This is a genomic window from Paraburkholderia madseniana, from assembly GCF_009690905.1.
Taxonomy (GTDB): Bacteria; Pseudomonadota; Gammaproteobacteria; order Burkholderiales; family Burkholderiaceae; genus Paraburkholderia; species Paraburkholderia madseniana.
Genome location: NZ_VOSW01000106.1, coordinates 19446 through 31898, shown reverse-complemented (window position 1 = coordinate 31898; position 12453 = coordinate 19446). Strand labels below are relative to the sequence as shown.

Sequence of the window (12453 nt, the reverse complement as noted above, 5' to 3'; positions counted from 1 at the left end):
CGCTGACCATGTGCTCAAAACAACCTGCCTGTAACCAGCGTTGGGTCTGCTGATACACCAATTCCCAAGGTGGGAAATCATTGGGCAGCATCCTCCACGGTGCGCCGGCCCGAGCCATCCAGCGCAACGCATCGAACATGTCGCGCAGTTCGTATTTGCGCTGCGGCGCGGTGACGTCCATCAGCGTCAGATAGGGTGCCGCGAAGCTCCATTCTTCGTCCGACACATCGGTCGGATACCCTTTGCGGTCTGCTCTTTTCATCCCGCCAGGATACCAGGTCTCACACAAGGTGCCTAACACGCTCTAGGCGCATCGAAAAAATCAAAAAATACGAGTCACCCAATCCACAATTTTCGTGACTATGAACATTGAGTATCATAAGTAATGCTAATAAGCCCCCCGTTCTTACCGCCGATACCAGGTCACGAAATGGATTCCGCCGAAGCGGGAAACACTATCGTCCCGGATCACGATGTGTGTGCCGCTGGTATGCAGGAATGCGCACCAGGAAACGGCGCATATCCGGTCAGCTACAACCTTGGCTGGCATGGCGGCACGCACCTCATTGCACCTCGCGATGCACACGGCACCGCTGCTCCGGTGCGTGCTATCGCTAACGGAACAATCGTTTATGCGCGACAGACCGACGCGAGTGAAAAGCCGGCTTTGTCATACCGTAATGTGCGGACAGACGACGGTTGTGTAGTGATCAAGCATTCGACGGAGATCGGCGACGGTGACAGTGCAAAGGTGAGTTTCTTCTCGATCTACATGCATTTGCAAACGGTCATATCGTCGCTGGTCGCGGGTAGGAAAGTCTATCGGAAGGATGTAATCGGCATCGCGGGGCAGGTATATGGGCAGACCGGTCAGATACATTTCGAAATCGTTTGCAATCAGGCGGACCTTGAAAAACTGATCGGACGCAACACGGGGCCGCTCACGGTGGCAACCGGCCGCAAAGACGCTATTTACGGGGACATCTGGTTCAGGGTGCCGAAAGGGATCCCGGTGTTCGAAAATCGCGAGCCGCATCCGTATCGATTAGATGACAGAGAGCCGCCACCCTGCGCCATCATCACGCCACAAGCAGCGCGTACGACCGAACAGGATTACGTGATTCGGATGCGATATCAAAGAGGCGAATGCACGCTGACCACGTTCCGTAAAGATGACGATGGACAGTATGTCGTGTTCGCCTCACAGGCGTGCGATAGTGGCTATGAATATGGGCTATACAGGGAGGCCAACCGGCTGAGCGCGAAATACGTCGAGTTGAATCAATCGATGGGATGCGCCTATGCGGTGGTGCCGACGCCATGCACAATCTACGAAATACTGCGCTTCGGGCGTACCGTAGGTACTGACGCGCTGCCTGCCGGCGGAAAATTCGGTCACTGGCGAAAGATCACGACACCCGAAGCGGTCGGATGGGTCAATTTGAACTTTGCCGGCATCGGCGTCTATAGCGATGCAGACTTCCCGCATTGGGCCGGTTGGGGTCTCATTGACGACGATACGATGGCGAAAAGTTTATGCGGTTCGCCAACGATTAGACGCTGGCTCGATGTGAACGGAGATGGTCACGTCTCGCACACTGAAGCGGCGCAAGGCCTTCATATCGACGCGGTGCGTACGCGGTTGTCGAAAGCGATCTGCAAATTTCCGATCGAATGGTCTAGGAACGAGGACTTCATCGACCGCCGCTGGGGGTGGCTCAAGGAGTCGAGTGAAAGCTTACCTGTGGCGTTGCCTGCGAACGACTTCGTTTTGCTGAAGGCTCATATACAAGCTTTAGCGTTTTGGGAGGAAATCCACGACCCACATCTCCCGCGCGCCGGCCAATGTTGGCACCTTCCGCCCAAGGCTTTTATAGAACATTTCAGGAAATGTGGATGGCTGAGCGCAAGCGAACTTTCCCAATGTCTGCCTAGGACATCGCTCTCCGGAAACATACCGTGGAACGTCGCCTTCGAGCGCGGAAGTACGCATGCAAAACCGATAAATCTCATCTACCGAAAGTTTCTGAATGAAAGCAGGATTCGGCTAGTTCATTTCCTTGCTCAGACGCATATAGAGACAGATGTTCTTCGCACGATGGTGGAGGACTCGACGGGCTATGGCTGCGCTTACGGGCCCTTCTATGGCCGCGGATATCTCCAACTAACGTGGCCGTTCAACTACGATGCGTACAGACGATATCGGGGCGTCCCCAATCACGCGGTATCGGCATATGTGGACCCGCGAATCACTTCGACGTCAACGCATGTCTGGGCGGACGGCGCTGCAGCGCAGCGATGGTCGTCTCGATTCGATCCGCACATCGTTGCCGCCGATCCCATTCATGCTGCTGAATCAGCGGCGATGTACTGGTTAGGGAAGACGTTTCGTGGCAAGCACAACATCAATCGCGCGGCGGATCTTGGCACGTCGCCGGCCGTAGTGGGCTTCATCAGCTGGCTTGTCAATGGAGGCGGGAACGGATATGCGAACCGCCAACAGTTTGCCCCGCTTCTTGCCGAAGTATTGCTGGACCAGCCACGCAGGGCAGATAGTGGACCTCTCCGCTACCCGCCTTTGTTACCGCCCGGCAGTCCTGTGCTTTGCAGCACTTTTCCGCCTGCTGCGGTACCTTCGACCCAAACTGTAACGATTACCTATGTTGCACAAAAGCCTTAGTTTTCTGATTTTTTTCGCAGCGATACCTGCATTTGCTGACGGACTTCCGTCCTTGCCTCAGAAATGGGCCAACTTGCATTACGGTGCTTGCTATCGTTCAATTGAATTAGGTATGGCGGCGGTGTATGGGCCCGCCTATGCAACCGACGACAACGTGTTGAGCACGACAGTTAAATACGTTACCGGCGAAATGCTGCTGACCCAAGACCAAACAACGGGTACCAATTCGCCGAGGACGATCTTCGAGAAACGCAATCGGAATCGGTGGTGCGTCGTCTTGACATCACCGCCTGTAGCCAGCATTGAAGCGATTCCAAGTCGCGGGAGATCTGCGCGGCCGGCACAATGGGTCACGCTTACCCAAGCGGCGCCCGGGTTCTCCGAAACGAAGGTCGTTTACTCGTGGAGCCGGGCAAACGTGCTTTATCTTCCTTCGAAGTGTTATCGCGTTACTAGGACAAAGACCACCGAGTTTGATTGCAAAGACGCGTACAACTGAAATGTCGCGGCGTGCATGCCGACGTCAAGGCGGCACGCTTCGCAACCCACATTAGGCGTCTTGCGGCGGCCACACACCCCGCCGCACCATTCCGGCGTTCTCAACACTCCACAATATTCACCGCCAACCCACCGCGCGACGTTTCCTTGTACTTCGTTTTCATATCCGCGCCGGTCTGCATCATCGTCTTGATCACAGAGTCCAGCGACACGTAGTGAGTACCGTCACCGCGCAGCGCCATTCGTGCCGCATTCACCGCTTTCACCGAGCCCATCGCATTGCGCTCGATACACGGAATCTGCACCATCCCGCCGACCGGATCGCACGTCAGCCCGAGGTTGTGCTCCATGCCGATCTCGGCAGCATTCTCGACTTGCTCAGGCGTGCCGCCCATCACCGCCGCGAGCGCACCCGCGGCCATCGAGCAGGCCACGCCCACTTCACCCTGGCATCCCACTTCCGCGCCTGAAATCGACGCGTTCAGCTTGTACAGAATGCCGATTGCCGCCGCCGTCATCAGGAAGTCGATCACACCCTGCTCGTTCGAGCCCGGCATGAAGCGCGTGTAGTAATGCAGCACCGCGGGAATGATGCCGGCCGCGCCATTGGTCGGTGCCGTGACCACGCGCCCGCCCGCAGCGTTCTCTTCATTCACTGCGATGGCATAGAGATTGATCCAGTCGACCATCGACAGCGGATCGCGCAGCGCCAGCTCAGGATTGCTCGACAGCGCACGATACAACTGCGGCGCGCGGCGCTTTACATGGAACGGACCGGGCAAGTTACCGTCCGCATCCGGATTGTTGATACCGCAGCCGCGCGACACGCACGACTGCATCACATTCCAGATCTTCAGCAGACCCGCACGCGTTTCTTCTTCCGTGTGCCAGACGCGTTCGTTTTCCCACATCAATTGCGCGATGCTCTTGCCGGTCGATTTGCACAGCGCGAGCAATTCGTTGCCGCTGCGGAACGAATGCGGCAATTGTTCGACCGCGCTCAGCACCTTCGTGTTCGGCGCGCCCGCCGTCACCACAAAACCGCCACCGACCGACAGATACGTCGACTCACGCAGCGTCTCGCCTTGCGCATCGAACGCGCGCAGCTTCAGCCCGTTCGGATGCTCGGACAGCGCCTGGCGATAAAACGAAATGTGATCTTTCTGGACGAACGGCACGTCGTGCGTGCCGAGCAAAGCGAGCTTGCGCGACGCCTTCACCGCTTCGAGTCGCTGTGCGATCGTATCCGGATCCACCGTGTCGGGTGCATCGCCCATCAGGCCGAGCATCACGCCGCGATCGGTGCCGTGACCCTTGCCGGTCGCGCCGAGTGACCCATACAGATCCACTTTCACAGATGCCGTCGCGCCAAGCAGCCCGTCGCGTTCGAGCCCTTGCGCGAACATCAGCGCCGCACGCATCGGCCCGACCGTATGCGAACTGGACGGACCAATGCCGATTTTGAAGAGGTCGAACACGCTGACTGCCATTTACTGCTCCCTGCTGATAAAAGTTAGTTTAGCGCGCCGGCAGCGGTAAGCACACGGCGAGCCATGCGGGCGGCGTCGGTGCGAGCTGCAGCGCGATCGGCGTATAGCGTCCGTCGAGACGCGCCGCCAGGTGAAACAGTTCCGTCGCGTTTTTCGGATCCCATTGACCCGAATAGCCGGGCAAACCGGCCTCGCGACGTTTGGCATCGAACGGAACGTTCGAATGCACGAATTCTTCATGCGTTTTGCTGCCATCCGCGTACGGCGTGAGCCAGTTCAGCGCGCCTTGTAACGACGCGCCGTTCGCACCCTTTTCCGGCAACCAGTTGCGGTTGTGGCGGCGCGCGGCGAGCGCGGCGGTCACGAGCGGCTGTAGGTCGTAGGTGACGTAGTGCAGCGCGTCGCGCTCGCCGAAGTCGAACGTCGAGCCGTCCGGCGCAATGTTGTCGCCGATATGCTCGTCGAACAGGCGCTGCGCCGCGTTGATCATCTTGCGGTTATCCAGCGTAAACGCGGCCATCGAGATCAGCTTGATCCGGTGGCTTTGCCAGTTGTTCTTGAACGTGCCCGTGAGCGGCCGCGGCTGCGCGTCGATCTGCGCGATATAGCCGCTCGCGAGCTTCGTCAGGAACGCCATCGAAGCATTGCGCGTCTTCACCGGCAACGCGCTCGCGGTCATGTCGTAGGCGAGGATCAGGCCCTCAAAATGGGTTTCGTCGATCGGATTGAAACTGGGTTGATAAGTCGTGACCCACGCATACAGCAGGCGGTCGACCAGTTTCAGATAACGGTCGTCACTGGTCGCGCGCCAGGCGAGCGCGGCGTCGCGCAGCAGATCCAGATCCTTCTCCGCCTCGACGCTTTGATCGTAGATGCCCTCGTGCGGCAACGTGCCTTCGGTATGCAGTTTCGCCAGCGCATGCGGCGGGTCGTTCAGATGTGCCAGTACATTGCTCACCAGCGCCTTGACGCCTGGGTCTGCATTCGTGCGCTCGCTGGTTTGCAGCGCGGGCGCCGCGCAAAAATTCATTGCGGCCTGCGCCTGTCGCAGCGGCAGCAGCACCGCTGCGCCAGCCAGCAATAGCGTGCAAGCCTGTTGCCATGTTTGGGTTCGCCTGATTTCGGTCCGGCTTTGCATCAATCGCACCTGTCGCGCCATGCGAAACTCCTCGTTAGGCTGATTCGGTGTGTGATGTTAGCCGTTTGCGGACACAAGCGACAGAACCGCGCAACGCCTGCTTACAACCTTCAGGCGCTGCGCGGTTTGCGGGCCGGCTTACTCGTAGTCGGCGATCGGCACGCAGGAGCAGAACAGATTGCGGTCGCCGTACACGTTGTCCGCACGGCCGACCGGCGGCCAGTACTTCTTGGCGATCAGCGTGGGCAGCGGATACGCGGCGGTTTCGCGCGCATACGCATGTTTCCAGTCGTTCGCGATGACTACCGCCGCCGTGTGCGGCGCGTGCTTGAGCGGATTGTCTTCGCGGTCCGAGCGGCCGTCTTCCACAGCGCGGATTTCCTCGCGGATCGCGATCATCGCTTCGATGAAGCGGTCGAGTTCTTCCTTCGATTCCGATTCGGTCGGTTCGACCATCAACGTGCCCGGCACCGGGAAGCTCATGGTCGGTGCGTGGAAGCCGTAGTCGGCGAGGCGCTTGGCGACGTCGTCGACGGAGATGCCGCTGGTTTCCTTGATCGGACGCAGATCGAGAATGCATTCGTGCGCGACCAGTCCGCCCGGGCCCGAGTACAGCACCGGGTAATGCGGCGCGAGTTTGTTCGCGACATAGTTTGCGTTGAGGATCGCGGTTTCGGTGGCGGCCGTGAGGTTCTTCGCGCCCATCATCGCGATGTACATCCACGAAATCGGCAGAATCGACGCGGAACCGTACGGCGCGCCCGACACAGCGCCGATGCCGTTCGGGGCTCGCTCGTAGCCCGACGAAATCTGATTCGGCAGGAATTGCTCGAGATGCGCGCCGACCGCAACCGGACCGACGCCCGGTCCGCCGCCGCCGTGCGGAATACAGAAGGTCTTGTGCAGATTCAGGTGCGAGACGTCGCCGCCGAACTGACCCGGCGCACAGAGGCCGACCATGGCGTTCATGTTTGCGCCGTCCACATAGACCTGGCCGCCGTGCGCATGCACGATCTCGCAGATTTCGCGGACGTTCGATTCGAACACGCCGTGTGTGGACGGATACGTGATCATGATCGCCGCGAGCTTGTCGGCGTGTTGCTCGGCTTTCTTTTTCAGGTCTTCGATATCGACGTTGCCTTGCGCGTCGCAAGCCACCACGACCACCTGCATGCCGGCCATCTGCGCCGATGCCGGGTTCGTGCCGTGCGCCGAAGCGGGAATCAGGCAGACGTTGCGGTGGCCTTCGCCGCGCGATGCGTGGTACGCGTGAATGATCAACAGACCCGCGTACTCGCCTTGCGAGCCGGCGTTCGGCTGCAGCGACACCGCTGCGTAGCCGGTGGCCGCGACCAGCATCTGTTCGAGCTGATCGATCATTTCGCGGTAGCCGACCGTTTGCTCAGCCGGTGCGAACGGGTGAATCTGACCGAATTCGGGCCACGTGACAGGCAGCATTTCCGAGGTCGCGTTCAGCTTCATCGTGCAGGAGCCGAGCGGGATCATCGACCGGTCGAGTGCCAGATCCTTGTCGGAGAGGCTGCGCAGGTAGCGCAGCATTTCCGTTTCAGAATGATGACGGTTGAATACGTGGTGCGTGAGGTACGCGCTGGTGCGTTCGAGCGCGGCGGGCACCGTGTTCTCTGCGGGGAGTTCTGCGTCGAGGGTGTCGATCAGCGGGACTTCGTCGACAAATGCCGCCTGCGCGAACGCAGCAAGCAGATCGGTCAGATCGCTGCGCGTGGTGGTCTCGTCGATCGAGATGCCGACGCGCGTGTCGCTCACGCGGCGCAGGTTGATGCGTCGAGCCGTCGCCGCGTCATGCAGCGCCTGGGTGCGTGCGCCGGTTTCGAACGTGAGCGTGTCAAAGAACGTGTCGTTGACGAGCGTGTAACCGAGCTTCTTCGCGCCGGCTGCGAGCAACGCCGCGATACGGTTCACGCGCAGCGCGATCGTCTTCAGACCGTGCGGGCCGTGATAGACGGCGTACATACTGGCCATGATCGCGAGCAGCGCTTGCGCGGTACACACGTTCGAGGTCGCCTTCTCGCGGCGGATATGTTGTTCGCGCGTTTGCAGCGCGAGACGCAGTGCCGGATTGCCTTGTGCATCGACGGTCACGCCGACCAGACGGCCTGGCATCTGACGCTTGAATTCGTCGCGCACGGCGAGGTAAGCCGCGTGCGGGCCGCCGAAACCAACCGGCACGCCGAAACGCTGCGTGTTGCCGACGGCCACGTCCGCGCCCCATTCGCCCGGCGGCGTCAAAACGGTCAGCGCGAGCAGGTCGGCAGCGACTACCACGTGGCCGCCTGCTGCATGGATGGCTTCAGCGAGTGCGCGGTAGTCGCGCACGTCGCCGTTTACGCCCGGGTATTGCAGCAGCACGCCGAACGCATTCGCGTTCGCCGCCTCCGCAGCCGGGCCGACTTTCACTTCGATGCCGACCGGCGTGGCGCGCGTCTTCACCACTTCGATGGTTTGCGGCAGCACGTCGTCGGCGACGTAAAAGACGTTCGACTTCGGCTTGCCGACGCGTTGCAGCAGCGTCATCGCTTCAGCGGCCGCGGTGGCTTCGTCGAGCAGCGAGGCGTTCGAGATCGCGAGACCCGTCAGGTCGACGATCATCTGCTGGAAGTTCAGCAGCGCTTCCAGACGGCCCTGCGAGATTTCCGGCTGATACGGCGTGTACGCGGTGTACCACGCCGGATTTTCCAGCACGTTACGCAGGATCACCGTCGGCGTGTGCGCGTTGTAATAGCCCTGCCCGATGTACGAGCGGAACACCTGGTTCTTGCCCGCCAGCTCACGCAGCGCGGCGAGCGCTTCGGCTTCGCTCTTAGGTTGCGCGAAGGGGCCGAGCGGCAGCGTTTCGGTGCGGCGGATCGTCTTCGGAATGACCGCGTCGATCAGCGCGGCGCGCGACGCGAAGCCGAGGGCTTCGAGCATCGCTTGCTGGTCGGCCGAATCCGGGCCGATGTGCCGTTCAGCGAAGGCGTCATGCACTTCGAGCGCGGCGAGCGAGAGAGGAGTGCGGTTCATCAGACGATCCGGGTGTTCGAGCTTCATGAGGTGTTCCTGGCGGTGCGGGCGTCCGTTCGACTGTCGAATCGGACGCGCCGCGCCTGTCGGGTTTAAACGTAATGGTGCAACTTGCGGTGAATCAGGCGCCGACGGCCTTGGCGTACGCGTCCGCGTCGATCAGGCGATCCTGCGATGCGTCCGCGGCCGGCTTGATCTTGAAGAGCCAGTTCTCGTACGGCGCGCTGTTGACGCCATCCGGCGTGTCGGCGACGGCCGGGTTCGCTTCGATGATTTCGCCCGAGACTGGCGCGTAGATATCGGAAGCGGCTTTCACCGACTCGATCACGGCGACGGTGTCGCCAGCGTTGACGGTCTTGCCCAGTTCCTGAACTTCGAAGAAGACGATGTCGCCGAGCGCTTCCTGCGCGTGGTCGGTGATGCCGACCGTCAGCGTGCCGTCCGCTTCGGTGCGGACCCACTCGTGCGATTCGGTGTATTTCAGATCGGCCGGGATGCTCATCGGATGCTCCTATGCGGTGTTATTCGGTATGAACTTAATAAAAGGGGCCCCCAAACCTGCCGCTTCGCGCCAGGCCCCCCGAGGGGGTCAAGAAAACTTGGGGCGGCCCGGCGTTTTCTTGAGGGGTGAGACGCACGCGCCGGCTGCTTAAACTGCGAGCACTTTGCCGTTGCGTACGAACGGCAGTTTTACCACGCTTGCGGGTACGTTTTTGTCACGAATCTGGACGTGAACGGTGTCGCCCGGCTGCACGCCTTTCGGCACGCGCGCGAAGGCGATCGATTCCTGCATCGTGGGTGAAAAAGTGCCGCTGGTGATTTCGCCAACGCCCTGCGGCGTGACGACTTTCTGGTGAGCACGCAGCACGCCTGCCGCCTTGCCGTTTTCCTTCAGCAGGATCAGACCGACGAACGCGGCCTGCGAGCCGTCGGCTTCGAGTTTGGCTTTGCCGACGAAGTCGCGCGGCGAGGTCAGATCGACAGTCCAGGCGAGGCCGGCGTCGAGCGGCGAGACGTTGTCGTCCATATCCTGGCCGTACAGGTTCATGCCGGCTTCGAGACGCAGCGTGTCGCGCGCGCCGAGACCCGCGGGGCGCACGCCTTGACGCACCAACGCGTCCCAGAACTCGCACACGGACGTGGCGGGCAGGACGATTTCGAAACCGTCTTCGCCGGTGTAGCCGGTGCGGGCAATCATCAACTCGCCAAACGGCGTGTTGTCGACGATCGCGGCGTTAAACGGCTTAAGGAGTTCGGTCGAGGTGCGGCTGGACGGCGCGACTTGCCAGACCTTATCGCGGGCGTTCGGGCCCTGCACGGCGACGATCGCCAGATCGCGGCGCGGCGTGATGGTCAGGCCGTAGCTGCCTTCGGCGTTGAGCTTGCTGAACCAGGCGACGTCTTTCTCTGCGGTGCCCGCGTTGACGACCAGGCGGAAGTGTGTCTCGCTGAAGTAATAGACGATCAGATCGTCGATCACACCGCCATTCGGGTTCAGCAGACAGGAGTAGAGCGCGCGGCCCGGCGTTTGCAGCTTGGCGACGTTATTGGCCAGCGCGTGCTCAAAGAAGGCGCGCACGCGTTCGCCGGCGAAATCGACGACGCACATGTGCGAGACGTCGAACATGCCGGCGTCGGTGCGCACGGCGCGGTGTTCGTCGATCTGCGAGCCATAGTTGACGGGCATGTCCCAGCCGCCGAAATCGACCATGCGGGCGTTGAGCGCACGATGGGTGGCGTTGAGCGGGGTGTGTTTGAGTTCGGTCATGGGGCCTCAGGCGTCTCGCGAAACAAAAAAGGCCATGCGGCGCTACGCCTCGCGGCCTGCCGGCTGCGAGCGATTGCGTTGCATGACCCCTCTGTCCTCGATACCTGAGAGATTGCGCTACCGTGCGATGGTGAAGCCATGATCGCTGCGGTGAAACGCGCGCCCCTTCGGTGGGCAGCTTGCCAGAATCTACTCGATATAAACGATGCAGACGGCTACTGCCGCTCTCCAGAGTGCGAAAAACCGATGCCTTGATGTTGCCTGGGCGCGGGTTCTTCGACGCAGTCGGTCCTTTTGCCTGAGAGTTTGCGGGTGTGCCCCTTCGGCGGTGCGACCTGCGATTTTCTGCGGCCAGCACGCTCTCCCGACGCGTGCGGCGAATGTACGCGAGGGCCGGGGGCTTGTCAAATAAAGGCCCGCGAGGGGCATGGGGGTTGGCGCTGCGGGTTCGCTAAAGTCAAAAAAAGCGCGGGACGTGATGCCCGCGCTTCTTTGCTTCGGGTGCCTGAGCCGGCGCGATTATTCGCCGATGGCGTGTGCCGCGTTGTCCAGTTCCTGGTTCAGCACGTGCTGTTCGTCGCCGGACAGGCCGCCGCCGTGTTGCGCCGCCATGTCGTGCGCTTCCTGACGGATCACGTCGAGGCGATGGTGCAACGCACCGCCTTGCGGGGGCGGGTAGTAGCCTTGGTTGACGCGAGCGTCGATGCGGCGGCTCAGGTTGTCGATCCGGCCGTTGACCTGGTTGAAGCGCTGATCCGCGATTTGCTGCGGGTTGGGGCGCGGCGCCGGCGCGGGTTGCTGGGGAGCCACCACGCAGGCGGCGAGGGAGCTGAGCAAAGCGCATGCTGCTAGTGCGCGGACGATACGAGGCATGGACTCTCCGGAAGTCGTTGTCGTTTTGTGGTGCTACTGGGGTAGCAACGGATTGTCGGGGATCCACGCTGACCGCCAAGGCGGGGTTATTTGTAACGTTATGTTCCTTTCGGGGTTGTCAGCCTTTTGCTATCGGTGGCGGCATGGTTCGCATGCCGCCGCCAAATGGCCAGAAAGCACCCCGTGGCGCAGGGAAAGTCAGCGAATGCGTTCAAACGGCAGCCGGACGCCTTCTTCTGAGCTCCGGGCTGCAAGCTCGATGATCGTCATCACGTCGACCGCGTCCTGAGCGCTGACGGGAAACTTCGTGCCGTTTTGAATGGCATCCGCCAAGGCAATATAAAAGCCGACGTATTCCCCATTGCGCGTCGGCACCTCCCGCTCGACTTCCTGGCCGTCTTCGAGCACACGCAACACGCCGGGCGCATTACCGGCGCCGAACCCGTCATCGCCAGGCCGCAAGCCGGCTTTCAACTGATCTTCCTGCGTATCGAGCCCGTATTTCACGTAGCTCCCCTGCGTGCCGTGGATCGTAAACCTCGGCGCGACGTACGCAGTCAACGCGCTGGCATGCAACACCACTTCGAACTCGCCGTAGCCCAGCTGAATATGCACGTAGTCCGGCGCGCTAGCCTGATCGCGATGCGTCCGAACCGTCGCGGACACAGTCTGCGGTGCGCCGAACAGCGCCAGCGCCTGATCGATCAGGTGCGGTCCGAGATCGAATAGCAGGCCGCCGCCGCGCGAAGCTTCCTCGCGCCAACGCTGCCGAACCTCCGGACGGAATCGGTCGAAATGCGATTCGTATTGCGTGATGCGTCCCAACTCTCTGCTGGCAAGCAGATCCCGTACGGTCAGAAAATCACCGTCCCAGCGGCGGGCTTGGGAAGGGGCGGGACCCTCGTCGCCAGGCGCGGCGTAGTGTGCGGGGGGGGTGGCGGTGGGGGCGGGGGGGGGGGGGGGG

Annotated in this window: 9 protein-coding genes and 2 riboswitches; of the genes, 1 reads left to right on the top strand and 8 read right to left on the bottom strand. The window is 61.3% G+C overall.

Translation table 11 applies throughout. The features are described 5' to 3' along the window. A partial coding sequence (locus FSO04_RS37230; protein ID WP_154566477.1) for a transposase occupies positions 1-262 on the bottom strand: 262 nt, incomplete at its 3' end. A gap of 168 nt (positions 263-430) precedes the next feature. Between FSO04_RS37230 and FSO04_RS37225 the strand changes: the two genes are divergently transcribed. Then, positions 431-2680, top strand: a complete 2250-nt coding sequence (locus FSO04_RS37225; protein WP_166618324.1) for a M23 family metallopeptidase — start codon at positions 431-433, stop codon at positions 2678-2680. Between the two features lie 599 nt (positions 2681-3279). On the opposite strand, the gene FSO04_RS37220 is transcribed toward FSO04_RS37225, so the two are convergent. The 7 genes from FSO04_RS37220 to FSO04_RS37190 form a co-directional block, all read right to left on the bottom strand. After that, entirely contained in the window at positions 3280-4668 is a 1389-nt protein-coding gene (locus FSO04_RS37220; protein WP_154566475.1) for an L-serine ammonia-lyase, read from the bottom strand. 28 nt (positions 4669-4696) lie between these two features. Beyond that, the gene (locus FSO04_RS37215) at positions 4697-5827 is read right to left on the bottom strand and encodes an alginate lyase family protein (protein ID WP_154566474.1); all 1131 of its coding nucleotides are present in this window, start codon (positions 5825-5827) and stop codon (positions 4697-4699) included. 117 nt (positions 5828-5944) lie between these two features. Further along, positions 5945-8875, bottom strand: a complete 2931-nt coding sequence (gene gcvP / locus FSO04_RS37210; RefSeq protein WP_154566473.1) for an aminomethyl-transferring glycine dehydrogenase — start codon at positions 8873-8875, stop codon at positions 5945-5947. Between the two features lie 94 nt (positions 8876-8969). Beyond that, complete coding sequence (gene gcvH / locus FSO04_RS37205; protein WP_154566472.1) at positions 8970-9350, bottom strand: glycine cleavage system protein GcvH; 381 nt, start codon at positions 9348-9350, stop codon at positions 8970-8972. A 147-nt stretch (positions 9351-9497) separates the two neighbouring features. Further along, complete coding sequence (gene gcvT / locus FSO04_RS37200) at positions 9498-10616, bottom strand: glycine cleavage system aminomethyltransferase GcvT (protein WP_154566471.1); 1119 nt, start codon at positions 10614-10616, stop codon at positions 9498-9500. 81 nt (positions 10617-10697) lie between these two features. Continuing rightward, positions 10698-10858: riboswitch (glycine riboswitch) on the bottom strand. Between the two features lie 34 nt (positions 10859-10892). Beyond that, a riboswitch (glycine riboswitch) is annotated at positions 10893-10993 on the bottom strand. Between the two features lie 142 nt (positions 10994-11135). Then, positions 11136-11489 carry a hypothetical protein gene (locus FSO04_RS37195; protein ID WP_154566470.1) on the bottom strand — a complete coding sequence of 118 codons (354 nt, stop codon included), beginning with the start codon at positions 11487-11489 and terminating at the stop codon, positions 11136-11138. A 198-nt stretch (positions 11490-11687) separates the two neighbouring features. After that, positions 11688-12453: Gfo/Idh/MocA family oxidoreductase (locus FSO04_RS37190; protein ID WP_233465129.1), on the bottom strand; the 766-nt coding region annotated here is incomplete at its 5' end.